Source organism: Zestosphaera sp. (assembly GCA_038727705.1).
Classification (GTDB): domain Archaea; phylum Thermoproteota; class Thermoprotei_A; order Sulfolobales; family NBVN01; genus Zestomicrobium.
The window spans coordinates 51068-76874 of record JAVYVJ010000002.1; the positions used below are offsets into that span (position 1 = coordinate 51068).

Below are 25807 nucleotides of genomic sequence, written 5' to 3' on the forward strand. Positions count from 1 at the left end.
GACATGTATTGCACAAGGTCCCTATCATGGCATATATTACGGGGTATAGATGCGTTAGGTGCGGCACTCTCCACACACCTAAATCCCCTCACACCACATGCAGGTCGTGTGGCGGTCCCCTACTGGCGGTCTACGATATCGAGGCCGTGAAGGACGTGGTGGACAAGCATGTCCTCACCCGCAGAAGCCCTACGATGTGGAGGTATTCGGACCTGATGCCCGTATTCAATAAGAACAACATTGTTTCGCTTGGCGAGGGCTACACGCCCCTCATCAGTCTGGACAATGCTGGCAGGGAGTTGGGGTTGAGGGATCTCCTCATGAAGGATGAGGGCAGGAACCCGACCGCCACGTTCAAGGACCGCCCCGTCTCGGTGGCTGTGTCCGCCCTGAGGGAGCTCGGGGTTAAGTCTATAGCGATGCCAACCGCTGGCAACGCTGGTGCGGCTTTAGCCGCTTACGGAGCTAGGGCAGGTCTGGAGGTTCATGTAGTCATGCCTTCAGACACTCCGAAACCTATATATGTTGAGGCACTGGCTCGAGGTGTTAACGTGATCACCGTCGACGGTCTGATAAGCGATGCCGGGAGGATTGTTGCTGAGGGGGCTTCCAAGCACGGATGGTTCGACATATCGACTATGAGGACCCCCTATAGGGCGGAAGGCACTAAGACCATGGGGTATGAGGTGGCCGAGCAACTGGGTTGGGAGTCCCCTGACGTGATTGTCTTCCCTACAGGTGGGGGTGAGGGCGTTATTGGAATCTGGAAAGGTTTTAAGGAGCTCGTGGAGCTTGGCTGGGTTGACGGAACACCCAGGATCGTTGTGGTGCAGTCGGAGGGCTGTAGGCCCGTGGTTGAGGCCTTCACTAAAGGTCGTGAGTCCGCGGAATTCTTCAGCGCGTGTGAGACGATTGCGTCCGGACTCAGGGTTCCTAAGCCGTTCGCCGACGTGGAGATACTTAAGGCAATCCGTGAGACTCGAGGCACTGCTCTAGCCGTAAGCGACCTAGAGATCATGGACTCACTTAAGGAACTGGCCACCCTGGAGGGCGTTCTACCATGTCCCGAGGGTGCGGCAGCGTACGCGGCAGTCAGGAAACTCATGGACTCAAAGCTCGTCGACCGAGATGAGAGGGTGGTCATCTACAACACGGGCAGCGGGCTCAAGTACATCGACGTAATATCTAAAGCACTTTACGGGGGTTCAGCGTCGACGCGGAAAAACTGAGCCACGCCTCTGTCAGGTGGCAACTGCTTAACATAACCTCTTAGTGTGGTGCTTTATATGTCCTCATTCCCATTTATACCCAAGTCTTTACGCTATCTATTTCTCATTCTAATTTTCATCCCCATCAGCCAGTAACTTAGACACCGTCATCAGGGCTTCACAAAACCTTACGGTGCTCGGAACCCGGAGCATCATCAAAACGTAAACTTCCAGTTCACTCAGAATTAAATAAGGCAATGTACTATAGTCAGCATGTCAGAACCCCTGCCATGACTGTAGATGGGGTGGTTTCCTCCGGTGCCCGCCGAGACCCCTAGTTCCCTCCCACGACATTAAGTAGGTGCCAGGATAACAGAATAGCTACGTAACTCCTATACTCGTTGTCAAGTTCCTCGAACCGCTATCCTCAATGCGGGCAGAACGTACATGGGCAAAGGGTTGCGGTCGGTGACACGCCGAAGACCACATAACAGGTGCGCGAGCATCACTAGCTGCACAGCCTTGATAGCCGTTAGTCCTAGTAGAACGATCACTATACTACACTGATCTATGAGTGTGTTTATGCCCATGAGGGTTCTCATGCGAAATAATTGTGAAATATTAAGGACTGCTACCACACACTTCGCCATAGTTGATCAGACACTACCTCGTTATGTTCGACCTACTCACTAAGTCCGTTGGCAGAAAGCCTTGAGGAACCTCGATCAACGAGAGCGGGGTTATCATGAAGAACAAGGAGATCCTGGTCTTAGTTAAAAGTGCTAATGAGGCCTCCTACGCCTAAGAAAACCGGAAAGGATAAGGAAGCAGTATATTGCGTTCTATATAGGATAGGTGTCGATACTGTACAATCTCACCACTCCTATATAGGCAACCCGATTAGGTCCTTGAGGGGTCTGCCCTCCTTAACCACGGCAACTATATTGTCCCTGTTTAAGAGCGTCTTCACGTCGGCGAGCGGGTTCTCCCTGGTTATTATGATGTCAGCTAGCTTGCCACGCTCTATAGTTCCAGTTAGGCCCTCCAGTCCAGCCGCCTCCGCAGCGTTTCTGGTCGCACAAGTTATCGCTTCAAGAGGCGTCATTCCCAACCTCTCGACAAAGATTGCCAGCTCAACGGCGTTGTCACCGTGCCTGAGAGCCTTAACTCCTCCCGCGAAGTCGGTTCCCGTAGCCAGCTTAACACCAGCTCTGAACGCGTCCCTCACGTTCCTCAGGTGATCCTCATACACAGCCCTAGCCTTCTCCAACCCCCATTTAGGGGTTCCTAGTTCCTCACCGTACCTGACTATCTGATCAACTATGGCGAATGTTGGTACTATTATTGCGTTTCTTTCTTTAGCGAGTTCGATCCCCTCCTCATCTATGTAGATTCCGTGTGCTATGACTTTAACCCCTCCCTTCAGGGCGTTCGCGATTCCCTTACTGCCTTGGGCGTGTGCGTGTACGAATCTGTTTGCGTGTTCCGCTTCCTCTACTATTGCTTTTATCTCGTCTAGGGTGAACTGCGTGTATTCGGGTCTGTCCTTCTCTGATAGGACCCCTCCTGAAGCCATTATCTTTATGAAGTCAGCCCCCTCCCTCAAAGCATACCTAGCAGCCTTCCTACACTCATCAACACCATCACAAATTAGGGAGAAGCTCCTGAGCCTCGAGGTCCTGACGTCAACGTACTCCAAAGGCAGGTAATGCTCATCACCATGACCGAACGTCTGACTCAACGCATAGCCTGCGGTAACCACCCTAGGCCCTACAGCGCTTCCCTCCGTAATAGCGTACTTAACTCCGAGACCCACGTCACTGCCTGCATCCACCACGGTCGTGAAGCCCGCGTCAACCAGGGACCTGAGGTCCTGCAGGACCCTAGCCACTCGGGCCGCGTAGGGAACCAGCAGGGGCTCCTTAATCATGTCGAGGGACCTGTACCCGAGCAAGTGCAGGTGAGCGTCTATCAGTCCCGGCAGTGCTGTGAATCCCTTAAGGTCAATCACCTTAGCGTCGCCGGGAACCTCAACGGATCCGAGGGTCCCCACGTCCTTGATGTAGCGCCCCTCAATAACCACAACCCCGTTTTCTAGAGGCGCTTCACCTGTACCTCTCACCACTCTTAACCCGGTTAATGCAACTGCCCCAGACATGACTGAGACCTCACACTCCAATATATAACCTGGACTTAAAAGTGCGGTGAACGCTATTCGAAATGTAATTGAGGTCGTTAATGACAATTCATCGCCCTAGGGCATGATGAGCTACAGCCTCAAACCATCCATTTTCAGGTTGAACGGATTTGTAGAATAAGTTTAAATATGTTTTTATTGTGTTTACATAATCTAATATTGCCGATTTAATAAAAATATTCAATCAATCCCGAACCGCTATGCATGATCATTCAAGTTCAGTATGATCCTTAATGTAGTATAATCGCAACTCGGTTTGGGAGTGTGTCTCGCCGTGTCTTCCATGATTTTGTATTATTGTATTTTATATTACAGAAAATTTATTAACTCTGTAACTATGTATTTATTGTGACGCCTATGAACGAGGAGTTTAGGAGAGAGCTGGAGGGGTTCGTTGGGGAGGTCAGGTCCCGGGTGGAGGAGTTAGTCAGGAGGGTGGAGGAGTTAGGCAGTAGGGGTGACTACTACAGAGCCTACAAAACGTGGTCCGGAGGGATTACTGAGATCCTCAGAAGTATGAGGGGCTCTCTGGAGAGGTTGAGTAACCTGGCCAGGGAGTCTAAGTTGAGTGAGGAGGAGATCAGGGAGTCGATCGAGTACCTCAAGGACGGTCTTGAGGAGGTTCTGAATAAGGTGGACTACATGAACGAGAGACTCAGGGAGTACAGGAGGAAGGGCTTTGAGGTTTACGTGGGCTTCACCCCGCAGAGAGTGCTGCGCGACGTCTTCAAAGGTATAGAGGGGTCTGTGGAGGGTATCCTGGAGGGTGTAGAGAGAGCCATAGACTCGATCGAGGAGTCGCTGTCCTCCACCGTCGCCAGGACGAGTCAGGTGGTCTCCGTGAGGCTTAAGGAGGGGGATCTGGACGTGATAGACCAGTTGGTCGAGGCGGGAATATTCAAGAGCAGGAGTGAGGCCGTAGCCTACTTCACTAGGAAAGGTGTTGAGGCTAGTAGGGAATGGATCAATAAAGCGTTAGAGCAGGCGAGGAAGATCAAAGAACTGCAGGATCTAATAAGGAAGGAACTGAGAGGGGAAGACGGCGGGGTAGGTGAAGACAAAACCTAAAAACCCATAACCCCTAATATTAACTGGGGGCCGCCGTAGCTCAGCCTGGCGGAGCACCGGCCTCGTAAGCCGGGGGTCGCGGGTTCAAACCCCGCCGGCGGCTCCACACCCACGCGTAACGTTACAATAAATCATCATTTCATGGTTCACGCATACGCCATGAAACGTTTAAACAATATGGCATGATAATATTGGGGGGCTGTGAAGCCTTGGTATGAGGCACTGAACCCAGGGGTTTGGGCTATGGTGATAGGGTTGAGATTCTGCAGTATGTGGTTGAGTAAGCATGGTAAGGAGAAGGTTCAGGAGGTTCTTGGAGTGAGTAGGGTAACTATGTTGAGGTTCCTGAACGGAAAGGCTAGGGTGGATGACGAGAAGCTGGAGCTGTCTTTGAGTTCGACCACGGAGGACGAGTTTAGGGGGATATTGAAGGTTAGGGAGGTTCTGGAGGCGGCTGGTGTAATCTAAGGATGGTGGGTACATAGACTACTCCCTAGTGCTAGAGATTGTGAATGAGTTTGTTTAAACCGATGAAGGTTTAGACCGTACGATAGATGGTTAGCTTGCTGTAGTGAATAACTGTGATCTCTTAGGGTAGAGGGCTAGGATTGATATGACCGGCACGATGAGGCCGATGGTGGCTGTGAGTTGTATTGTTAACCCCCACACGTCAAAGACTATAGTTGCGATGCTGACTAGGATCGTGAGCCAAAAACCCCATCTCCGCCTTGCTAGGAGCCCGAGAGCGGCGATGAGTCCGAAGGCTCCTAAAGACAGGAACATCGTGAAGAGCGCAAACGAGATCGTATACGTGACTGGGGTATCTAGGAACCGTCCCATCCCTGTAGGTGTGCCGAGCGCTGCGAGGAAAAGTCTGCCAACTGATTGAATGACCCATAGGGAGCCGATGAAAGCAATTCTCCATGACCCTCCTACCTTCCCGTCCATCGCCTATCAGCCCCTCCTAAGCTGGGTCGCTATGTTCCTCCCGAATTCTCTGCATTTAGGGAGCTCACCTTCCGCAATAGGTCCCTTCAGCCCCTGCACCCTCACGGATAAGCCAGCTACCACCTGCTTCAGCCCTGGAGCTCTCTTACTCACTCGCTCAACAATCTTCATCACAGCCTTTCCGAGATCCCTCCCCATGTACGTGTCGAAGGTAGCGTACATAACCCCCTCCAGCCGTAGCCTACCGAGCTCATCAATGAAGGCTTTAATGCCTCTTGTAGGACCGCCCATATGGTTCGGAGAACCTATCAAGATCATGTCATAGTTAGAAACCTCCCTCACGTCCACATCCTTAAGTTCCTTGAGGACGACCTCCACCCCGTTAACCTCCTTCATCCCCTCACATATCTCCTCTGCCACGCGTCTCGTATTACCGTATTTCGTCTCGAAAACCACGATAACCCTCATGATCATAACCCCTTCAACATCCCTAGCCTGTGAATAGGCAACAGAATTATTAAATAACTAGGTCTGGAAGGAAAAGAGTTGCCATGGTTGAGTTCAGCGGTATTGTGGTCGGCTTTGCTATGGTCTATGAGCGGGGGAGGATCACATTCTTCGACAGTATCGCGGTAGATGAGGCTTGGTCGTCACAGTCACCTTGCTTATACCTCGCTAACGTAGGGTGATACTTCCCATGTCTCATTCAGCGTTAAAACACGCTCGAACGCGTCAGAAACACAACAATATCTCTGGGTGAGGACTACTAAATTCATCAAAGAGGAGTTCAGCTTTAAAGTCATCTCGTAGAGTACTGCGTGTTTAGTTAGGAGCGCGTCATAGGCCTCGCGGGTAGTGCGGTACTCCTCCGCCAGAGCTCTCAGAGTCTGGCTGAGGATGTCATGTTGCCGTCTCAGGTTCTGGTAGTTGCTGGTTAGCGCGCTGTACTCGGTGAGGAGTAGTGTGTAGTTGTTCAACAATCGCTGGAACTCTTGACTTAAGGCAGTGTAGGAGTTCATCAAACCTTAGGTATTCCTCAGTTAGTGCTGAGAGCTCCCTGCTCAACTCGTCGACTCTGCTCTGAAGTCTCGAACGCTCAGCCTGTAGCTCCCGGTAGGTTGAGTTCAGTTCATCGTGCCCTATGACGAGGCTGTGATAGCTCGAGTTTAGCCTGCTGCAGTCGACCGAGAGACCAGCGTACTCCTCTAAGAGACTATCGCACATGCCCTGCAGTTGGCTATATGCATTACTCATCATGATAAGGGTGGCGTTCAATTCACTTACGACGACCCCCTTTCCCCGGGACACACCACAAAGTACGTTAGAGCGAGTGCTTTGGTCATCGGAACTAGAAGTAATACCAATAACTAAATTGCGCGCGTTCCCGAAATACACCTGAAGATATGGACCTCAAAGCTAATTTTAGGTTTTAACCTTAGACACCTAGCGGTTGGTAGTGGATAAGACTATTCTTACTCGTATAAAAAAGTTTAAATACCTATATGTACTAATATTAGCGTATGTATGCATGTGGTGGTTGTTATGGCTGCATCCCCTAAAAGGGAGAAGCTAAGCGTTCTCATCGTGTTGATAACCCCTCTCGTCCTGATTCTTGGAGCGCCTCTCGTCATGACTAGGGTCGAGCCTTTCATGCTGGGCCTGCCGTTCAACATGTTCTGGCATATACTGTGGATGGTTCTCGGTGCCTTCCTGCTCACTATAGCCTACATAATACGCACGCGGGGTGAGTAGTGATGGACATAATAGCTCTTGTCATAATATTCACCTGGCTAATCATATCCACGGCTGTCGGCATAACGGCCGGCCTGCGCAAGAAGTTCAGTCTGGAGGAGTGGGCCGTAGCGTCGAGAGGTCTCAGCATGGTCGTTATATTCTTCACGCTGGCCGCCGAGATATACAGTGCTTTCACCTTCCTCGGCCTCGGTGGTTGGGCCTACAACTACGGAGCCCCGATATACTACGCTCTAGCGTACTTCGTCACCGCATACTCCACGGGGTTTGTGCTGTTCCCCTACCTCAATAGGCTCGGCAGGAAGTACAGATACATAACCCAGGCCGACTTCCTCATGGACAGGTACGAAAGCAATGCCCTAGGGATCTTGGCCTCAGTGTTGGGGGTCGCACTCCTACTACCATACATACAGCTTCAGATCCAGGGCACGGGAATAATAGTTCAGACAGCCAGCTACGGAGCCATAGACCCGACGACGGCCATAATGATAGCGTACTTCTGTGTTGTAGTGTTTCTCTTCATAGGCGGGTACAGAGGGCTTGCGTGGACCAACGTCCTGCAGGGCGTCCTGATGTTCGTGGCCGCGTTCATGATACTTGCAGTGCCCTTCATGGCCTTCGGAGGGACCGAACCCATGTTCAGGCAGATCATGAGCGTCAGCCCGCAACACCTAGTCCTCCCAGGCGCTAAGGGGATACATGGATTCCCATGGTACATGTCGACACTGCTCCTGACGACATTAGGGTTCTGGATGTTCCCGCACCTGACGGCCAGAATGTACTCAGCCAAGTCCGAGCGCGACGGCATGCGTAGTTGCGCCTGGATGCCATGGTACTCCCTCCTCGCAGTACCAATAGTCCTCGCAGGCTACTCAGCCCTACTCCTCTTCCCAGGGCTTAAGAACCCTGACCTGGCGGTCATGACGGATGTGGTCAACTTCTTCCCCCCAGCCATCGTCGGCATCATAGGGGCCGGCGGGCTTGCGGCCGCCGTATCCACTGGTGGTAGTCTAATCCAAGCTTCCGCAGTGATAATATCGAGGAACTGGATTCAGAAAGGCTTCGGAAGGGGCTTAAGCGACATGACTACCGCATGGCTAGCCAGGTTCATGACCATAGTGGTCAGCGTTATCTCCCTCATCCTCTCACTCTACTTCCCGACCCTCCTAGTCAACCTGCTACTGATAGCCTATTCATTGGCAGTGCAGTTCTTTCCGGGCATGGTGTTCGGCATAACCTGGAGAAGAGCAACTAAACATGGCATATTCGCGGGGATACTGGTCGGAACTATAGTCGTCATATTGACTACATGGGTGTGGGTGAACCCATACCAAGTGAACGCCGGCATCTGGGGGCTTGCCTTCAACTTCATCACGGCGATACTGGTGTCTCTGGCCACTAAACCCCCGTCCACCGAGACGCTGAAGAAGTTCTTTACAACTGTTTGACCTAAAAATTGTTTTTAATCTGAAACCTAAATTTAACTCCTTATCCACTACTCCCTATAGCCTAAGAAGTTGAGGACCGTCAACGCGTAAACCTTAGCCCCGACGACTAGATCCTCGATCGGTATGTGTTCGTTCGCAACATGTGCCTGCGTCATACTTCCGGGACCGTAGAGTATGGTGGGTGCTACCTTGTTGAAGAATCTCATATCAGTGAATCCGGGAAGGCCTGTCACGATCGCTTCCCTGCCCAAGACCGTCTTGACCGCGTTCCTCACAATCTTGACCACCTCCTCATCCTCGCGGGTGTAGGCAGGCATAGCGGCCTCAAGCACTTTGACCTCTACCTTCAGTTCGGGATCCCCAGCCATTAACTCCTCAACTAGTCTAACCACCTCATCCCTGGCCTGATCCACGCTCTCCTCAGGTACTAGACGCCTGTCCACGGTCACGGTGCACCTGTCCGGAACCACGTTTATCTTCACACCACCGCGGATGAGACCCCCGATCATCACCGTAGGCGCCTTGGATTCGTCGGGCATAGGGGCTTTAGTCCTCCTCTTAGAGAGCTCGGCCTTAAGCCTGTCGAATGCCGCGATCACTTTAGCCATCTTCTCAACTGCGTTCACCCCCTTGTGCGGGAGGCTGGCATGGGCGGCCTTACCTAAAGTCGTTAGTTCAAGCCACAGAGCCCCCTTATGAGCCACAGCCACCTTATCCACCTCCGTAGGCTCCCCTACGATGCAGGCGTCACTCCTGACCAACCCCTTCTCAACCACGTACTCAGCACCTGCATGACCGCCTGTCTCCTCGTCAGGCGTCGCCACATAGATTACGTCACCACCCAGCTTAACACCGGCCTCCCTCAACGCCTTGACCGCTATGAGCATCGCGGCGTTGGCGCCCTTCATGTCAGCAGCGCCCCTGCCGTAGATTCTCCCCTCCCTAATCACGCCGCTGAAGGGCTCCACACTCCATCCGCTGCCGGGCGGAACGACGTCGTAGTGGCCGTTGTAGCACAGAGCACGACCGTAGTCAGCGCCCTTCAAGACACCGATCACGTTAACCCGCGGTAGCTCAAGCCCATAAGCCTTCAGCACCTCCTCAGGAACCCTCACACTCTCCACAGTGAAGCCCGAGTCTGAGAGTTTCCTGATCATGAGGTCCGCCATCTCCTCGTAACGCTCACCGGGAGGGTTCACAGTGGGTACCTGGATGAACTCCCTCGTCAGCTCGACAAGCTCTGAACGCATGTCATCGATAACCTTTAAAACCTCCTCCCACATAATACCACACATGATTTCTGCGGCGTGGAGTTAAAAATATAATACACTTCAAAACACTTAGGGCCCGCAAACCCCGAGAGTCTCAGAGTTTCATGTAATCAACTTATAACGTTATTACCGCATATAGTCTGGGGTTAGGTAGTGAGGCTGAAGGACATCAGCAGGTTGAAGGTAGTGCCTGGCGACGAGATATGTGTGGTCGAGGAGTTCCTGCCGGGTGACGGGGCCTACGAGGATAACGGCAGAGTTAAAGCCACAGTAACCGGTTACCCGAGCATCAACCTCGATCTGAGGGTCGTTGAGGTCAAGCCGCTGAGCGGTAGGACCCGCCTGCCGTCGCCGGGAAACCTCATATACGGGTTCGTCTTCTCGGTCAGGGATGAGTACGCGTTAGTGAGGATCTACAGTGATGTTAAGTGTTTCAAGTACCTCACAACCCTCACAGGGATCCTACATGCCTCTCAAGCGTCGGACAAGTACGTGAAGAGCGTCTACAGTGCGGTGAAGCCGGGGGACGTGATAAAGGCTAAGGTGCTCTCGGAGGCCCCGCCCTACCACCTAACAATCAAGGAGCATCAGCTGGGGGTCGTGACCGCGTACTGCAGCGTGTGTGGCGCCAAGCTGATCAAGCAGGGCAATACTCTGGCATGCCCTTCATGCGGGTCCACTGAGGGGCGGAAGACGTCACTCGAGTACGGGATCCTTAAGTGTCCCTGACCACAGGCTCGGACGAGTTCACTAAGCACATAACATCAAGGCACCCGCCCGGAGGTCCTCACAGTGCGCTCAAACCCTGTTAGGCTCTCTCTACCCTGCTCATCTCAAGAGGAGTGTCTGGAGGTGGCTGAAGCACTGACAGGGATTAAGGGAGTGAAGGCCCCCCTAATAAAGCAGAGGGTAAGGAAGAACTCGGTGGAGATAATGATAGTGGGCAGCCCTACCGAGGTCGCGCAGACTAAGAGGTTAATTATAAAGACGTACGGTGAGGTTAGGAGGAAGCTAGCCCCTCAGGTAATCGGGGGCGTGATGATGTCTGAAGTGATTAAGGAGGTAGGGAAGCCCCTCATGTCTCAAGCCTTGGTGGAGGTGCTGAGGCTGAGGGGCATTGACGTCGAGTTCAACGGAGGTGTCATTAGAGGGAGGTTCAGCTGGAGCGACCTACTCACTACCGCGAAAACCCTTGCGGACCTTCTGCTCCAACTCAACGCAAAGTACCCCAAAACACCGCAGTCTGTTAAGTGCTTGGTCACCGCATACGCAATGCTCAAGGGAGCGAGTGTGGAGGAGTCTGTGGAGGATCTGAAGCAACTTAACTACCTAATCGAAACCGATGAAGGCCTGCGGACCAACGGCGAGTGGAGGGCTCTGCTCAGGAGGTGTCTGACCCGCTGAGGGCTAACTTCACCTAGAACTGAGAAATATAAATCACTGAGTAGCGTTTAATGGTTGGAGGAGGACGGTGCAGGATGAATATAAGAGTCCGTAAGTACACGGACAGAGAACTCGTCTTGGCGATAGAGGGTGAGGACCACACCCTAGCAAACCTGCTCGCTAAGTCCGCCCTAAGCAACCCGCATACTAAACTGGCCACATACGTGGTCGAGCACCCGCTGGTCGGGACGCCCATCCTGAGGATAGTGACGGACGGTACTGATCCCGTTCAGGTCCTTAAGGAGGTTGTGGCCAGCGCTAGGGATGAGGCGAAGCAAGTGCTTAAACTGATCGTCGACACTCTAGGGGTCAGTGAGTGATGGTTGACGCTGATGGGGATGTTTCAGGAGGACTGTTTTCTCTTCGTTGCTCCGTTCCCGCAGGCGGGGCTGGGGAGGAGGTCGTTGAGAGGTAGGCTATGTGGAGGTTAAACACAAAAACACGGGAGACGGTGAAATACCGCTCGCCGAGAAACGATTCTCTAGCCTTCGGTGCTCTTTTTGAAGAAGGAGATCAGGGTAATGGTTTACGAGACGTTCAGATGCCCTGAGGGCAACGAGTACACGGCCTACGTGATTTTAAGGGGCACCCTATCCGTGGAGCATGTGGGCTTCATAGACGGGGGTCAGCGGGCTCTTGATGAGTTCCTCGCCGGGCCGGGGTTAGGCAGGGGGGTCAGGCTCAGAGTACGTCTCGACGCGATTAGTCAGGCGGACGTCGAGGGGTTGAGAGTCTACGAGGACTTCATCAAACGCTTCTTCGCTGAGGTATATAAGCTACTGTGCTGAATAATCCTCATAGCGAGGTGATGCCATGACGTACTTCTGTCCTAAATGCGGGTCCCTGATGACCGCCAGGAGGGAGGGAGACAAGGCTGTGCTGGTCTGCCCTCGATGCGGCTACAGGAAGGAGCCTCAGCAAGGGAAGGCGTTGCCAACCATCTCTAAGAAGATAACCCACAGTGAGAAGGAGAAGCTCTACGTAATATCCCCCGACGATTCGTACAGGACGCTTCCTAAGGTTAGGAACGTCAAGTGCCCTAGATGCGGAAACGATGAAGCCTACTACACAGTCCTCCAGACGAGGAAGGCCGACGAACCGCCGACGAGATTCTATAAATGCGTTAAGTGCGGACATACGTGGAGGGAATATGAGTAACCCGTAGTTCAAGTCTCTGCCCTCAAGGTCGAGGCTTAATAATCGGGTGGTCTACGAATTGCATTCAAACAAGTGCACGTCTAAGAAGGAGTTGGAGATTCTGCTCTCGAAAGTCCCGGACTTCAGGAACCCTAAAGAGGGTCTCGAGCAGTACGTGACTCCGGCCGACATAGCCGCGGAGCTCGCTTGGGACGCGTTCATGCGGGACGACTTGGAAGGCAGGGTCGTCCACGATATGGGGTGTGGGACTGGGAGGCTTGCTCTAGCTGCCTCCATGCTTAACGCGAAGTACGTCGTGTGTAGCGACGTGGATCTCGACGCTCTTGAGATCGCTAGGGAGGTCCTAACCACCATGTCATCAACCCTCCACGACGTCGTGCTGGCCGACCTGAGGGAGGCGCCACCCTTCCGAGCCAGCGACTGCGTTGTAATGATGAACCCCCCGTTCGGAGTCAAGTCCAGGAAGGCTGACACCGACTTCCTTACCGCGTCTCTCAAGGTTTGTGGTACTACTTACTCGCTACATAAGCTCAGCGAGGGCCTGAAGGACGCCCTGAAGAGGCTCTCCACCACTCTGGGCTTCAACTACGAGGTGCTTAAGACATTCAAATTCCCGCTCAGGGCTTCCCTACCCAAGCACCGGAGGAAGGTTCTGCAGGTGGACTCCGTAATGATCAGATCCGTTAAGGGTAGCAACACATTTAAGGATGCAGAGCGGGAGTAGTCTTGGATGATGTGTTTGCCGAGTGCTGAGACGTGATGTAGGGACGTAGAGACTGACAACAACCGGGCTTCACTGCCTATTACGAGCAGAGGGGCTCGACCCCCCTACCTTGAAAAGTATTTAAGCACTCACCGCCAAATCATTTAGGATCGCAGTAGGTTAGGTGAAGCTAATGGCTAGGAGGAAGTGGAGTGCTCCACGTAGAGGGTCGCTGGGTGTAAGGCCTAGGAAGAGGGCCGCCGAGTTCGTGCCTTCTGTTCGGAGCTGGCCTGAAGTAGGGTTTGAGACGCCTAAGCCCCTGGCTTTCTTGGGCTATAAGGTAGGTATGACTCACGTAATCATGGTCGACGACCGTGAAGGAAGGCCGACGCACGGGCAGGAGATATTCGTCCCTGTGACGGTCATCGAAACACCGCCAATGATCCCTCTGGCAGCAAGGTTCTACGAAGCTACTTTAAGCGGCTTGAGAACGCTCACCGAGGTATGGAAGACGCCTCCGGAGGATCTGGAGATCCACAGGAGGGTCAAGACACTCTCAGTATCGACAGACGCCTTTGAAAGGGCTGTTAGGCGGCTTGAGGAAATGAGGGATAGGGTCGCTAGAATCTCTTTGATAATGTCATCGCAACCTAAGCTGACTGGGGGCCTGAGTAAGAAGGTGCCTGACGTGATTGAGGTTAGGCTGGGCGGTGGTGACCTGGAGACTCAGCTGAGTTACGCGCTGGAGTTGCTCGGTAGGCCTGTGAGGATAGCGGACGTATTTAATGCAGGGCAGTTCATAGACGTCATAGGAGTTACTAAGGGGAAGGGCTTCCAGGGGGTCGTCAAGAGGTTCGGCGTCAGGGAGCTTCCCAAGTGGCACAAACACAGAAAGGGGTACAGGAGGATAGGCGCCAGGAGCCCCGCCTACGGGACCGTGAGCACGGTCCCTCAGCCAGGCCAGATGGGCTTCCACAGGAGGACGGAGTACAATAAGAGGATCCTGATGATCGGTGAGGACGGGAGTAAAGTAACGCCCGTCAGTGGCTTCCCACACTACGGCCTCGTTAAAACGGACTACGTCGTTGTGGCGGGCTCCGTGCAGGGAACCCCCAGAAGACCTCTGATCCTCAGATGGCCTGTGAGACCGCCCAAGTGGGCGCCTGGGAAAGCGCCGAAGGTAGTCTATATAAGTCTCGACAGTAAGATTTAGAGCTAGGTGATGGATTGTGGCAGACAGGATAGTGGTATTTGAGGCGGTGGAGAGGAAGGTTCCGGTACTCAGCGCTGGCGGTGAGGTGATCGGTGAGTTGACTCTTCCCCCCATTTTCTCACTCCCGATCAGGAAGGACTTAATAAGGAGGGCTTTCCTAGCGGCCTTTACAGCCAGGCTCCAGCCTAAGGGGAGGGACCCCCTAGCAGGGAAGAGGAGAGTTGGTGAGTCGTGGGGGATAGGCCACAGCTCCGCCAGAGTTCCAAGGCTCGATAACGGGCGTGCTGTGATAGCCCCGATGACTAGAGGGGGTAGGCCAGCCCACCCACCTAAGGTCGAGAAGATCCTTAGGGAGGATATCAACAGGAAGGAGAAGTTGAGGGCACTGGCGTCAGCCATAGCGGCGACCAGCGTACCGCAATTAGTTAGGCAGAGGGGACACGTCTTCGGCAGGGAGGTCCTCCCAGTCATTGTTGAGGACAGCGCGCTCAAAGTCTCCAAGACTGGTGAAGCAAGGAAGGTGCTAGCGAGCATAGGCGTTATAGCGGACGTCATGAGAGCCGGTGAGAGAACCAGAATCAGAGCCGGTAAGGGCAAGATGAGGGGCAGGGGGTACGTGACACCCAGGTCCGTCCTCATTGTAACGCACGAGGATGACGTGAGCACCTACAGGGCCTTCAGGAACTTGCCCGGCGTTGACGTAGTTTCAGTTAAGATGCTGAGCGTACTCCACCTGGCTCCGGGAGGGAGTCCTGGGAGGCTGACTGTATATACTAAGTCAGCCGTTGACGAGCTTAAGAAGAGGTTCGAGGTGATTACGGTATGAGCATCCCCATCATAAAGAGGGCGCTGGCAACTGAGAAAGCGCTCACATTAGTTGAGAGGGAAAACACTCTGGTTTTCATAGTGGAGCTGAAGGCAACTAAACACCAGATCCGTGAGGCTATTGAGAAGCTGTTCAGCGTTAAGGTCGAGGAAGTGCGTACAGCCATAACTATGGAGGGGGAGAAGAAAGCATACGTTAAGCTCAAGCCGGAGTATAAGGCGAGCGAAGTAGCTACTAAGTTAGGACTTATTTAAGTGGTGGTGTGAGTGGGTAAGAAGACTCTTCAGCAGAGGGCTGGCCGCGGAGGGCAGAACTTCAGGAGCCCTGCACACACTAGAGTCGCTGAAGCTAAGTACCCTCCGCCCTCCGACGTGACTTACAGAGGAGTAGTCACTGAACTAGTGCATGACCCTGGGAGGTGGGTCCCCCTAGCTCGAGTGAGGCTGGAGGGCGGCGGTGAGTACTACATACCCGCTTCGGAAGGCATGTATGTAGGGCAGGAGGTATTCATAGGTCCTGATGCCCCGGCAAGCCTGGGTTGCACCCTACCGCTGGGGAAGATACCTGAGGGGTCGAAGGTCTACAACGTAGAGCTCAGGCCCGGCGACGGCGGCAAGCTAGCGAGGCAGGCGGGGAGTTATGCAATAGTCCTTGGAAAATCCGGTGCCTACACTATACTCCTCCTTCCTAGCAAGAGGCAGAAGAGCGTGCTCAGCACAGCGAGAGCAACTGTAGGAGTTACTGCGGGTGCGGGAAGACCTGAGAAACCTCTGCTTAAGGCTGGCGCTTCCTACCATAAGTGGAAGGTGAAGGCACGCAAGTGGCCTAAAGTGAGGGGAGTTGCCATGAATGCAGTCAGCCACAAGTTCGGCGGAGGCCACCACCAGAGGAAGTCTCACCCGTCCACTGTGTCCAGGAACGCACCGCCCGGCAGGAAGGTCGGGCACATTGCAGCCAGGAGGACAGGCCTCAGAAAGAGGTAGCCCTCCAACCCATCTCCAGCCAGGACGTTTGTCCTCCCTGAATCCCTTCCTATAGGCCACTGCAGATCCCAGAAACCCGAGGTCGCTCAAAACCTGGGAAAGATCTACGATATTTGCTGGTTGTGTTGTTTCTGGTTCTTTTGGATACCTGGACTACCTCTAGTGATTTCGGCTCTAGACCTAGGTATCTTGTTACGGACATGCATGCTGATGCTGTCTGTCTGAATCAAGCTTTGTATATCTTGGCAACATTAGAGATTACTCGGAGTCTGTGAGCTGGTGAGCCGTTGGCGAGGGGCGGAGCTCTGTGAACCACTCCCCGCCGAAGGCTCTGTAGCCGCAGGTGGGGGACAGTGCCAGAGGAACCGAAGTAACCGAAGTACCCAGAATATTTCAGCCAATGGATACGGGCAACCACTGAAACATTACTGAATTTGATTGACGCAGTATCTCTGAAGGATCCCCTTAACTATGCTTGAGGTGGACATGAGGGGGCCTTCAACCCTTTTCCTCAACCTCTCCACTGTAAACTTAAGGCCTAACTCCTCCCCCCTCTTGATGAGGGTCGTTTCGTCAACCGGCTGATCCGCTCCCAGCAGAATCACGTCCGGCTTAATGATAGTCACGGGCTTCATAAAGTCCTCCTCATCCCCCAGTAAGGCGCTGTAGACGTGCTTGACGGAGGAGACTAGCTCGAGCCTGGACCTCTCGTCGAACAGCGGATCCCTCCCCTTAACCCTCCTGACGACCGAGTCCCTGGCGACCACGGCGAACACCAGACCCCTCCCAGACGCTTCACGCATGTAGTGGAGGTGTCCTGGATGGAGTATGTCGAAAGTGCCGCCGATCAGCACTCTGGATGGGCGGCTCCTGGTCCACTCAACCTCAACGCTTCCTAACATCCTCAACGCGTCTATCAGGCCCTCACTGTATGCAATGCAGGAAAGTGAGGTCACGTAGTCGCCGACGCTGAAGTAGTGCTTAGCGTCCTTCAGGTACAGGCCAGCTAGACCGACGATCTCACCGACCTCTCTGCCGCCGGACTTGAGGACCAGCCTCTTCAGAGCATTCTCAACCATGTCTATGTAAGCCCTGACCCTGGCCGCGAGCTCCTCTGATGCCATCTTACCAGGCCCCGGAGAATTAACTAAGCCCAACGGTATTTAAAACAGCCAGCCCCTAAGGGGTGCTGAGTAACTTCTTAATTAATCCTGCGAGGGAGATACATTTGGTGGTTTAAGTGGTTACGGAACTGCTCTTCCAGAGGGACAGCTACTTAAGGAGGTTTGAAGCCACCGTCATCGAAGTAACGCGTGAGGGCGTAGTCCTCGACAGGACGGCATTCCACCCGACCTCCGGCGGCGTGGCTAACGACACGGGCTGGCTGTACTCGAGTCAGAGAAGGTACGAGGTCAGGGACGTGGTGGTGGACAAGAGCTCGGGGGAGGTCATACACATCTTAGACACTACTGAAGGCCTGAGCCCCGGAACCTCCGTCACCGGTGAGATCAACTGGGAGAGGAGGTACAGATTGATGAGACTCCACACAGCGGCGCACATACTCTCCGCGGTGATGTACAGTGACTACGGATCTCTAGTTACGGGAGGGGACGTCGAGCCGGATAAGGCGAAGGAGGACTACGACATACAGGGTGATGAGAGGGAGATCTTCAGCACTGCCGCGGGGAAGGTCAACGAGATAATCAAGCGGGGGGTGGAGGTCAAGATATACTGGCTCAGCAGGGATGAGGCCATGAGGATTCCCGGCATCGTCAAACTAGCTGCCAGAACACCCCCAGAAGTCAAAAACCTCAGGATAGTTGAGATTGAAGGAGTAGACATACAGGCAGACGGAGGGCCGCACGTCAGGAACACCGCGGAGATAGGGAGGTTCGTGCTTCTGAAAACAGAGAACAAGGGTAAGAGGAGGAAGAGGATATACTACACGGTTGAGCCCGGTTGGTACTATCTCAGTGAAACGACCCATACAATCAACGATTTGCGTGCTTAAACTAATCAAGACTGTTTGATTTTAACACCTCTTCATGAAATTTGTGCTAACAGTTATAATTTATAATATACATAAAACCTATAGTAATTCAAAAGTTAAAGTCATTATTGCTAGTGAAAAACTTAAATACCTTAATATCATTATATTATATGGTGAAATAAATGCCTGGATTGATACCCTTGATAGGCGAACCCTTCCCTAAAATTGAGGTAGTTACCAACTACGGTAAGAAGGTTCTTCCTGACGAGTATAAGGGCAAGTGGTTCATCCTCTTCAGTCATCCAGCAGACTTTACGCCAGTGTGCACAACCGAGTTCGTGGCGTTTACAGTCAGGTATGAGGACTTCAGGAGGCTCAATACGGAGTTAATAGGTCTGAGCATAGACAGCAACTACAGTCACATTAAGTGGGTTGAGTGGATTAAGGAGAAGCTGGGTTATGAAGTGCCGTTCCCTATAATAGCTGACCCGAGGGGCCAGGTGGCTGAGAAGCTCGGGCTACTTCATGCGCAGTCGTCGACGGCGACTGTGAGGGCTGTGTTCATAGTGGATCCGGAGGGGATCATAAGGGTAATCCTCTACTACCCGCTGGAGCTAGGCAGAAACATGGACGAGATACTCAGGATAGTTAAAGCGTTGCAGGTCCACACTCAGAACCGTGTTGCAATGCCCGCCAACTGGCCTAACAACGAACTCATAGGTGAGAAGGCGATAGTGCCGCCGCCATCCACCATGGTCGACATACCTGAGAGGCTCAAGAAGTACAGTTGCTTCGACTGGTGGTTCTGCTATAAGGAAGTGCCTCACGAGGATGCCAGCGAGGCAAGGTCCTTCCTAAGGAGGGTTGCCGAGGAAAAGAGGTAAATTAAAGCAACATCGCTGCAAACCCTCGACCTTAAATTTTTCCAAATATAAGAGAAGCTCATAATTTAAGATTAGGTGTGATTCATGAGTCACGTGGCAATTCATAAGGTGATGAAGAACTTAGACCTCATAAGAGTTACTGACACCGAGGTGAGGTACTTTGAGGCTATGTGGGAGATACCTGAGGGAGTGTCCTACAATTCCTACGTACTGCACACCGACGAGGGCGAGGTCATCTTCGATACTGTCAAATCCGGCTTCTCCAGGGAGTACCTGGAGGCGTTGAAGAGCGTTGTCGACTTCAGAGACATAAGGTACGTTGTAGTCCACCACATGGAACCCGACCACAGCGGCTCCCTGAAGGATCTGGCCGGAGTGGAGGGCTTTAGAGCTGAGGTGCTAGGACATCCCCTCACCTCAAGACTGATTAAGGCACTCCTCAACATTAACGTCAGATTCCGTGAGGTCAGAGATGGTGAGGAGGTTAGGCTGGGCGACACTAAGCTCAAGTTCATCCATACGCCGTGGCTCCACTGGCCTGAGACTATGTTCACCTATGTCGAGAATTCCAACGCTTTGATGACGTGCGATGCCTTCGGCGCCTACTCAACGGCGCCGTATGTGGTAAGCAGCGTTGAAAACCTTAAAACCGAGTACGTTCGGTCTATGCGCAAGTACTTCGCAAACATAGTGGGGCATTATAGGGAGAACGTGGTTAAAGCTCTGGACAAGCTTGGGTCCCTCGGGCTAGGCGTGGATCTAGTGGCCCCGTCGCATGGGGCGGTGCTCTCAGGCGCTGACATCGTCAGGAAGGTCGTGGAGCTATATCGCTCCTGGTCTGAGGGCAGAGCTGAAGGCGGTAAGGTCGTGTTGCTCTACACCTCAATGTACGGCTACGTCGGGAAGCTGGTCGAGGATTTCCTGAAGTGTTTTGAGGGCGGGGGTGTTAGGGTTGAAGTGTTTAGGTTCACGTCAACGCAGAGGGACAGCGTGGCAGACTTCCTTGGGGAACTGCTTGACGCTGATGCTTTCGTTGTGGCGACCTCGACGTATGATGGCGGCCTCTTCCCCCTAACCAAGCACCTGCTGAATCTGGTCGTGGACAAACTGAACGTGATTAAACCTGTCTACCTGATAACGGCATACGGCTGGAGTGATGCCGCCGCAAGGGAAATTAAGAAGATCCTCTCAGGCTCTAAGCTAGTGGTGAAGGGAGAGCTGGCGGTGAACAGCACGCCGACGAGTGAGGATCTAATCAAGCTGAGGGCGATGGTGAAGGAGGTGCTCGCCCAAGCCGGGGTCAGCTCTAAATGAGTGACTCCTTACTCAGTAAAGTACACAGCTTTCTGGAGGATGAGGAACTGGCTAGGATCGTCTACGAGTACTTAGCCAGCCGAGTCAGTGATGCCGACGTGAGAAGGAAGTTAAGTGATTTGGCCTTGATGGAGGCGACGCATGCGAGCTTCTGGAAGGACTTCCTGAGCAGGAGGGGACACACACCAGCCGTGAACGTAACGAAGCTCCGGCTGAAGGCGGCCCTGCTCAAACTCACACACATGTTGTTCGGCACAGGCTTCACGATCAAGTTGCTGGAGCATGATGAATTCAACGCGGTGAGGAACTACATGGAATTCATCAACTCAGGACCCCTGAGTGAGTCGGAGAGACTCGTCTTAAGAATGGTGATAAAGGACGAACTAATCCATGAAAGCAACTTCAAGAAAATCGAGTCCAGGTTCAGGGGTTTGTTAGAGCACGTTAGGGAGGTGGTTCTAGGGATGAATGACGGTCTGGTGGAGGTCCTCTCAGTATCCGCCGGACTCTCAGGCACTTTCACCTCCTCACTCTACGTAGCTGTTGGAGGGTTGCTAGTAGCTGTTGGAGGGGCACTCTCAATGGGCATCGGTGCCTACGTCAGCACTAAGTCCAACGTCCAGATCAAGAACGAGGTGGCGAGGAACGTAAGGGTCAGTGCTGAGGCGGAGCCTGAGCTCAGCGCCGAGGAGCTAAGGGAGTACTTAATCAGGAAGGGCTTCACCAGAGAGTTGAGCGATATGATAGTAGCTGAGTCGCTGAGGGACCCCAGACTACTCTCATCACTGCTGATTGAGAGCGAGCTAGGACAGAGCGAGGAGGCTTTGGAGGAGCCAGCGAGGGCCGGGCTCTACACTGGGGTCTCCTACTTAATAGGTTCCGCAGTACCATTGTTACCTTACATTGCTTCAGTCCCCCCGCCCTTCTCAACAGTCTTATCGCTCATCAGCGCCGCCCTCGTGTTGAGCGTGACCGGGTTCATAATATCGGTTTTAGGCGGTCTGCGTATCAGACGCAAGGTAGTCGAGCTAATCACGTTAGGACTGACAGCGGCTGCAGCAACCTACACTATCGGCAAGATGGCCAACATAGTTCTCGGAATCGAGATCTAAAGGGCTTACAGTAGCGATCCCCATCACTGTAGCGGGCTGGGCTCAATGGCATGCGGGTTAGGGACTGCGGCCCTGAGAACCTGGAGGAGAAATGAAGGGTTAGGAATACCTGTTTTCAGCAAAACCGCGTGAATTCGGGTGAAGGCCGTTTACCAGGTATTACCTTATCCGGTTTATTTGGTTACTCTGCGTTTTATGGGCACGGGAAATTACTAAAAACCTAGTCTGACAACCTTACCTCTTTCCTAGCCTCCCACAGACCGTGCAGGTTACAATACTCTACGGCGTATATGACGCCGCCCTTCCTGACCTTAACTTTGAACCTGATGTCCGGTTCGCTGTAGACGGGCTCTAGCTCAACTGCTGCCAGCCTCACAGGATTGAAGGGCCTGCCTTCCTCGTAGAAGTAAAGCTCAACCCGTCTTATCGAGTGCTCCACGACGTTGGGGTGGGGACCTACAAACACTCTGACCTCAAAAGGCTCGTTTGCCTTAACGACTTCAGGCGCTTCAATTTTCGGCGTGTGAGTCTCGACCTTCGTTATGGCCTCGCCCGACGCCCTCTCAGGACTGTATATCAATTCACTGAAGTTTTTCATGTTAAGACACCATAATAAATTGTACTCAAAAATTAATAAACACTCTAGATTTAATAGACATATTTAGATCTTAAGTTATGTCATGCAACGTCACAATTATCTAACTATGCCTTGTGAATGCGTTCGAGCGTTGCTAGCTCTTAAACCTCTCCTCACTCCATGCGTTGCCTCTCTCATGATATCCTAGTGCTTCCCAGTATCCGTCCTTATACTCTCGTGTGAAGATGATTTCAGTAACCCACTTAGCGCTCTTCCACCCATATAGGTGGGGTATGAAGATTCTAGCTGGAAAGCCCTGCTCCACACTTAGGGGTCTCCCGTTGACCTTGAGAGCTAGGATAGCTCTCTCGTCGTTGAAATCGCTATAGGGTATTACGGTAGTGTAGTTGTCGAGACTCCTTACGAAGACCCAGGAAACCTCCTTGGAAGGGTTGACCTCGCTGATCAGCCTCCTCAGCGGGATGCCCTCCCAAGCCACGTTCCTGACCGACCAGCCCGTGACGCAGTGGAAGTCGGAGACGTAGGACATGCTGGACATCTCAAGCAACTCCTCGTACGTGTAGGTTGTGGGTGAGCTCACCTCACCACCAACCCTTAGCCTCCACTTCACTACATCCACATCAGGCTGTCCTAGTATCCTGTAGATTATGAAGTTAGGTATAGCCTTCTGACCCGGAGGGAGACCCTCACCGCCTCGCATAACCTCAGCCCTCACCGACTAATAGTGCATAGAGACTTAATTAGTTTGCTCCCCAGGACCACGAACCTGCACGAGCCGACGTACCCTCCACTGCTGAACAACCTGTACGTGTAGAGGACGTAGTCAGAACCTATGGCCTCGTTCTCGCTGAACACCGCACTCAAATCCTTTAAGCCTAAGTGGTCGCTGAGCACCTCTTTGACGAGTGCCACGTGTTTGTGTAGATCCCCCAGAAACACCACCTCCTTAGGTTCGTGAATGCATGTGAAGACCTCCTTAATGCCCTTCGGGTGAAGGGCCTCAGGACTTGAAGCCCGACACTCCAACCGAACGACACCCCCTAAAACATGTTTGGATTAGATTTAAGGGTGTGGTAGCCGGGCGGGGATTCGAACCCCGGTCACGGGGGTTCCTCCTCAGGTCCAAAGCCCCGCATCCTTGGCCGCTAGACGACCCGGCTCCACCTACCTACTTTCACTCAATGCTTAAATGTTTTCCGCCCGCTTGGACGTGATCAGATACAGCACTACAGCCAGCGCTGCCTGAGGGGGTAGAGACTCATCGAACCCGGCCACAGTCACGTGCTCTCCCAGAGCAAGCTCGGCTTTAGTCGGCGGCGAATCACTGCCGTTGACCAGTACTGCGACCCTGCCCTCCAACCTGCTCACCACTTCCCCTACATCCTTGGAGACCTCGGTCTTGGCGAGAACTAAGACCCTGTCAGGCCTCAGCATGTCGAGGGCATCCTGCAACGACGGCAGGACGAGGAAAGGCCTCCCCCTCCTGAAGGCGTACTTACTCACCTCAGGCACCCCTGACTGAGCAGCCATCCCAGAGACCCTAGTCACGACTAAGCCGGCCTTCAGCCCGCTCAAACCGTACACCAACTTAGCCACATCCGTCAGTCTCTGAGGCGAGGAGACGTTGTTCAGCACCACCACCAGCTCCAGACCCACTACAGCTCACCAATATGTTTAAGGATCTCTAAAGCTATAACCCTGGCCAGCGGCGGGGGCACGGCTTCACCAACCTGATTGTACTGCTGCTCCCTACCCCCCATGAACACATGGTCGTCGGCAAAGCCCATCAGCCTGGCCTGCTCCCTCACCGTCAGCAACCTGTTCTCGTAGGGATGTATGAATCTAGAGGCCCCCAACACCGTAGGAGCCACTCTATGCGGATGCAGTCTTATGAGGTTAGGTAACGCACGCCCTCCAGCACCCTCATACATAACCATAGAGCCGCCCCACTTAAGCCTGGATGACCTCTTCAACTTAGACTTACTGAGGTTCGGGGGAGGCTCATGATTGGGTATTACCGGGTCGTGCGAGGGTTCGGGAAGGTCTGAGAGGGTCTCCCACACGGTCCTCGTCCTACCTGCCCTAGGCGGCTCCAGCCTCAGGTTTGATATGAAGACCCTGAGCCTACGTGAGGGGGTTTCATAGTCTTCAGCTCTGAGTAAGTTAAAGTGTACGCTGTAACCCGCCCTACCGAACTCATCCCTCAACGCACCCCTCAAATCACCTTCAAGTATGGCCGGGACGTTCTCCATGACGAAATAGTCGGGGTCCAAGCACTCGAGGACCCTGATGAACTCCAGAACCAGCCGCCCCTCCTCATCCCTGTAAAGCCTGTCCAGCGGGTCTTCCATTCTCTCTGGATTAGATCCTGTGAAAGGCTCGCACGGCGGCGACCCTATAACAACCTCCACCCTACGGCGTCCAATTAAGGCGCGTATGCTACCGCATTCGAGACTGCGTATGTCCTCAACAACTGTCAGTGCTCTTGGGAAGTTCGCGACGTAAGTCCTGGCGGCTGCGTCGTCGACCTCTACCGCTAGAACGGATTCGAAGCCGACCTCGTGGAAGCCTCTGGTGAAGCCCCCTCCACCGGCGAAGAGGTCAGCCAGTAATCTCCTTCTCCTCATTAAGTATTTCCTCTTCCAGCCTCGATATGGTGTTCTCCAGGTAGTCCTTCACTACAGCGTTATCCTCGGCTCTTAACTCGGAACCGCACTTAGGGCATTTGAAGTCATTCTCATATGCCTCGTCGAACGTGAGCCTCACTCCGTCGTTATCGCATGTGAAGAAGGTGTGGCTCCTCTCATAGTCAAGCCTCGTCCTCAGCTTGCCTAGGACTTCCCTCTTCCTCTGGAGGAGGACTTGATTGAGTCTGCCCGCATCTATGAACCAATGGTATATGAACCTCCCGTCCTCAGGGCTCTGCCTCCTCTTGTAGGCGACTATGCCGAGGGAGTGGAGTTCGTAGAGAATCCTTCTGACCTCCTGATCACCGAGCCCTGTCTCAGTTATTATGTCCGCGTCGGTCAACTCCTTACTACGCTTCACTAAAACCTCGAAGACCACCTTCCCGCTCTCGCCGACGTACTCCTCAATAAACCTGGCAAGCTTCTCCATCTTTCCAACCTTACTCAACCTTGACCACCTTCTTACCTCGGTCCGTCGGCTCTATATAATACTTAGCATCGGAGAAAATAAGGTGAAGCTCCCTCCCATCGAAGAGCCTGTCAAGGAAGATGGCTAAAGCGGCCACCTCGGAGTGCGGCTGGTGCCCGACAGCCACGTTGAAGTCCGCCAGCTCGTAGAATACCCTCGGGACCTTTGAGGCGCCGACCACCACTAGGATATCCTTACCTGAGGACCTGATCGAGTCTATCACATCGTTTATGTGGAGACCGTACATGGTCAGGTGGGCAACCACACCTCCGGAATCCCTCCACTTAGTCGCATACTCAACGCTGGGAACCCCTAACACGTAGGTGAAGGAACCGCACCCCCACCTCTCACAGACCTTCCTAACACTCTCGCCAACCTGCAGATCCTCAACATCGCCTAGTATGAAACAGGAGGCGCCGAAAGCTCTGGCGGTCAGCGCCACGTGCGTGGTGACCCTTTTATCTCTCTCGGGCCTGTGCCCCACCCTCAGGACGCAGACCCTGCGTCCCTTCAAGACCGCACCCATCAAACGGGG

32 protein-coding genes and 2 tRNA genes are annotated in these 25807 nt (G+C 53.3%); 20 read left to right on the forward strand and 14 right to left on the reverse strand.

What is annotated here, in order from left to right; translation table 11 throughout:
• Positions 1-8 precede the first annotated feature (8 nt).
• Positions 9-1229: a threonine synthase gene (locus QW772_04365; GenBank protein MEM0038141.1), complete on the forward strand. Its 1221-nt coding sequence runs from the start codon at positions 9-11 to the stop codon at positions 1227-1229.
• 862 nt (positions 1230-2091) lie between these two features.
• On the opposite strand, the gene QW772_04370 is transcribed toward QW772_04365, so the two are convergent.
• Positions 2092-3366: an amidohydrolase family protein gene (locus QW772_04370; protein MEM0038142.1), complete on the reverse strand. Its 1275-nt coding sequence runs from the start codon at positions 3364-3366 to the stop codon at positions 2092-2094.
• A gap of 396 nt (positions 3367-3762) precedes the next feature.
• On the opposite strand from QW772_04370, the gene QW772_04375 reads away from it, so the two are divergent.
• The 3 genes from QW772_04375 (at position 3763) to QW772_04385 (ending at position 4941) form a co-directional block, all read left to right on the forward strand.
• The gene (locus QW772_04375) at positions 3763-4473 is read left to right on the forward strand and encodes a ribbon-helix-helix domain-containing protein (GenBank protein MEM0038143.1); all 711 of its coding nucleotides are present in this window, start codon (positions 3763-3765) and stop codon (positions 4471-4473) included.
• Between the two features lie 29 nt (positions 4474-4502).
• Positions 4503-4579, forward strand: a tRNA-Thr gene (locus QW772_04380).
• A gap of 95 nt (positions 4580-4674) precedes the next feature.
• Positions 4675-4941 carry a hypothetical protein gene (locus QW772_04385; GenBank protein MEM0038144.1) on the forward strand — a complete coding sequence of 89 codons (267 nt, stop codon included), beginning with the start codon at positions 4675-4677 and terminating at the stop codon, positions 4939-4941.
• Between the two features lie 90 nt (positions 4942-5031).
• Here the strand turns inward: QW772_04385 and QW772_04390 are convergent, their stop codons facing one another.
• From QW772_04390 to QW772_04400, 3 genes are all read right to left on the reverse strand, one after another.
• Positions 5032-5421: a hypothetical protein gene (locus tag QW772_04390; GenBank protein MEM0038145.1), complete on the reverse strand. Its 390-nt coding sequence runs from the start codon at positions 5419-5421 to the stop codon at positions 5032-5034.
• Between the two features lie 6 nt (positions 5422-5427).
• A complete protein-coding gene (locus tag QW772_04395) occupies positions 5428-5889 on the reverse strand; it encodes a flavodoxin domain-containing protein (protein MEM0038146.1) in 462 nt (153 codons plus the stop codon).
• 197 nt (positions 5890-6086) lie between these two features.
• Positions 6087-6440, reverse strand: coding sequence for a hypothetical protein (locus QW772_04400; protein ID MEM0038147.1), 354 nt, complete (start codon positions 6438-6440; stop codon positions 6087-6089).
• A gap of 505 nt (positions 6441-6945) precedes the next feature.
• Between QW772_04400 and QW772_04405 the strand changes: the two genes are divergently transcribed.
• Together QW772_04405 and QW772_04410 are read left to right on the forward strand one after the other, a co-directional pair.
• On the forward strand, positions 6946-7173 hold the full coding sequence (locus QW772_04405) for a DUF3311 domain-containing protein (GenBank protein ID MEM0038148.1): 228 nt from the start codon (positions 6946-6948) through the stop codon (positions 7171-7173).
• Positions 7174-7175: 2 nt separating this feature from the next.
• Positions 7176-8621, forward strand: coding sequence for a sodium:solute symporter family protein (locus QW772_04410; GenBank protein MEM0038149.1), 1446 nt, complete (start codon positions 7176-7178; stop codon positions 8619-8621).
• Between the two features lie 47 nt (positions 8622-8668).
• Here the strand turns inward: QW772_04410 and QW772_04415 are convergent, their stop codons facing one another.
• Entirely contained in the window at positions 8669-9904 is a 1236-nt protein-coding gene (locus QW772_04415) for a M20 family metallopeptidase (GenBank protein MEM0038150.1), read from the reverse strand.
• Positions 9905-10045: 141 nt separating this feature from the next.
• Here QW772_04415 and QW772_04420 point away from each other — a divergent pair, with 141 nt between their 5' ends.
• From QW772_04420 to QW772_04465, 10 genes are all read left to right on the forward strand, one after another.
• A complete protein-coding gene (locus QW772_04420) occupies positions 10046-10621 on the forward strand; it encodes an exosome complex RNA-binding protein Csl4 (GenBank protein ID MEM0038151.1) in 576 nt (191 codons plus the stop codon).
• 63 nt (positions 10622-10684) lie between these two features.
• Positions 10685-11296, forward strand: coding sequence for a DUF2067 family protein (locus QW772_04425; GenBank protein ID MEM0038152.1), 612 nt, complete (start codon positions 10685-10687; stop codon positions 11294-11296).
• A gap of 50 nt (positions 11297-11346) precedes the next feature.
• Positions 11347-11655: a DNA-directed RNA polymerase subunit L gene (locus tag QW772_04430; GenBank protein ID MEM0038153.1), complete on the forward strand. Its 309-nt coding sequence runs from the start codon at positions 11347-11349 to the stop codon at positions 11653-11655.
• A 180-nt stretch (positions 11656-11835) separates the two neighbouring features.
• The gene (locus tag QW772_04435; GenBank protein MEM0038154.1) at positions 11836-12123 is read left to right on the forward strand and encodes a hypothetical protein; all 288 of its coding nucleotides are present in this window, start codon (positions 11836-11838) and stop codon (positions 12121-12123) included.
• 25 nt (positions 12124-12148) lie between these two features.
• Positions 12149-12493, forward strand: coding sequence for a transcription factor S (locus tag QW772_04440; protein MEM0038155.1), 345 nt, complete (start codon positions 12149-12151; stop codon positions 12491-12493).
• Between the two features lie 58 nt (positions 12494-12551).
• Positions 12552-13217: an METTL5 family protein gene (locus QW772_04445; GenBank protein ID MEM0038156.1), complete on the forward strand. Its 666-nt coding sequence runs from the start codon at positions 12552-12554 to the stop codon at positions 13215-13217.
• 172 nt (positions 13218-13389) lie between these two features.
• Complete coding sequence (locus tag QW772_04450; GenBank protein MEM0038157.1) at positions 13390-14409, forward strand: 50S ribosomal protein L3; 1020 nt, start codon at positions 13390-13392, stop codon at positions 14407-14409.
• A gap of 16 nt (positions 14410-14425) precedes the next feature.
• A complete protein-coding gene (rpl4p, locus tag QW772_04455) occupies positions 14426-15235 on the forward strand; it encodes a 50S ribosomal protein L4 (protein MEM0038158.1) in 810 nt (269 codons plus the stop codon).
• Positions 15232-15489 (forward strand): 50S ribosomal protein L23, encoded by a 258-nt coding sequence (locus QW772_04460; protein ID MEM0038159.1) that lies wholly within the window; start codon positions 15232-15234, stop codon positions 15487-15489. The genes rpl4p and QW772_04460 overlap by 4 nt, the downstream gene beginning before the upstream one ends.
• Before the next feature lie 12 nt (positions 15490-15501).
• Entirely contained in the window at positions 15502-16218 is a 717-nt protein-coding gene (locus QW772_04465) for a 50S ribosomal protein L2 (protein ID MEM0038160.1), read from the forward strand.
• A 425-nt stretch (positions 16219-16643) separates the two neighbouring features.
• On the opposite strand, the gene QW772_04470 is transcribed toward QW772_04465, so the two are convergent.
• On the reverse strand, positions 16644-17342 hold the full coding sequence (locus QW772_04470) for a DUF357 domain-containing protein (protein MEM0038161.1): 699 nt from the start codon (positions 17340-17342) through the stop codon (positions 16644-16646).
• A 116-nt stretch (positions 17343-17458) separates the two neighbouring features.
• Between QW772_04470 and alaXM the strand changes: the two genes are divergently transcribed.
• The 4 genes from alaXM (at position 17459) to QW772_04490 (ending at position 21518) form a co-directional block, all read left to right on the forward strand.
• Positions 17459-18229 carry an alanyl-tRNA editing protein AlaXM gene (gene alaXM, locus QW772_04475; GenBank protein ID MEM0038162.1) on the forward strand — a complete coding sequence of 257 codons (771 nt, stop codon included), beginning with the start codon at positions 17459-17461 and terminating at the stop codon, positions 18227-18229.
• A gap of 161 nt (positions 18230-18390) precedes the next feature.
• Positions 18391-19092 carry a peroxiredoxin gene (locus QW772_04480; GenBank protein ID MEM0038163.1) on the forward strand — a complete coding sequence of 234 codons (702 nt, stop codon included), beginning with the start codon at positions 18391-18393 and terminating at the stop codon, positions 19090-19092.
• 84 nt (positions 19093-19176) lie between these two features.
• Positions 19177-20406 carry an FprA family A-type flavoprotein gene (locus tag QW772_04485; GenBank protein ID MEM0038164.1) on the forward strand — a complete coding sequence of 410 codons (1230 nt, stop codon included), beginning with the start codon at positions 19177-19179 and terminating at the stop codon, positions 20404-20406.
• The gene (locus QW772_04490) at positions 20403-21518 is read left to right on the forward strand and encodes a VIT1/CCC1 transporter family protein (protein ID MEM0038165.1); all 1116 of its coding nucleotides are present in this window, start codon (positions 20403-20405) and stop codon (positions 21516-21518) included. The genes QW772_04485 and QW772_04490 overlap by 4 nt, the downstream gene beginning before the upstream one ends.
• Before the next feature lie 220 nt (positions 21519-21738).
• Here QW772_04490 and QW772_04495 read toward each other — a convergent pair whose 3' ends face one another.
• From QW772_04495 to QW772_04530, 8 genes are all read right to left on the reverse strand, one after another.
• Positions 21739-22116, reverse strand: coding sequence for a class II SORL domain-containing protein (locus QW772_04495; protein MEM0038166.1), 378 nt, complete (start codon positions 22114-22116; stop codon positions 21739-21741).
• Between the two features lie 133 nt (positions 22117-22249).
• A complete protein-coding gene (locus tag QW772_04500) occupies positions 22250-22831 on the reverse strand; it encodes a sulfite oxidase-like oxidoreductase (protein MEM0038167.1) in 582 nt (193 codons plus the stop codon).
• A complete protein-coding gene (locus QW772_04505; protein ID MEM0038168.1) occupies positions 22828-23142 on the reverse strand; it encodes a hypothetical protein in 315 nt (104 codons plus the stop codon). Before QW772_04505 ends, QW772_04500 begins: the two co-directional genes overlap by 4 nt.
• Positions 23143-23187: 45 nt before the next feature.
• Positions 23188-23276 (reverse strand) — tRNA-Gln (locus tag QW772_04510).
• A gap of 25 nt (positions 23277-23301) precedes the next feature.
• The gene (locus QW772_04515) at positions 23302-23772 is read right to left on the reverse strand and encodes a RecB-family nuclease (GenBank protein MEM0038169.1); all 471 of its coding nucleotides are present in this window, start codon (positions 23770-23772) and stop codon (positions 23302-23304) included.
• Positions 23772-24743 carry a DNA cytosine methyltransferase gene (locus tag QW772_04520; GenBank protein ID MEM0038170.1) on the reverse strand — a complete coding sequence of 324 codons (972 nt, stop codon included), beginning with the start codon at positions 24741-24743 and terminating at the stop codon, positions 23772-23774. The genes QW772_04515 and QW772_04520 overlap by 1 nt, the downstream gene beginning before the upstream one ends.
• The gene (locus tag QW772_04525; protein MEM0038171.1) at positions 24718-25251 is read right to left on the reverse strand and encodes a transcription factor; all 534 of its coding nucleotides are present in this window, start codon (positions 25249-25251) and stop codon (positions 24718-24720) included. Before QW772_04525 ends, QW772_04520 begins: the two co-directional genes overlap by 26 nt.
• Positions 25244-25798 (reverse strand): tRNA (cytidine(56)-2'-O)-methyltransferase, encoded by a 555-nt coding sequence (locus tag QW772_04530; protein ID MEM0038172.1) that lies wholly within the window; start codon positions 25796-25798, stop codon positions 25244-25246. Before QW772_04530 ends, QW772_04525 begins: the two co-directional genes overlap by 8 nt.
• Positions 25799-25807 lie beyond the last annotated feature (9 nt).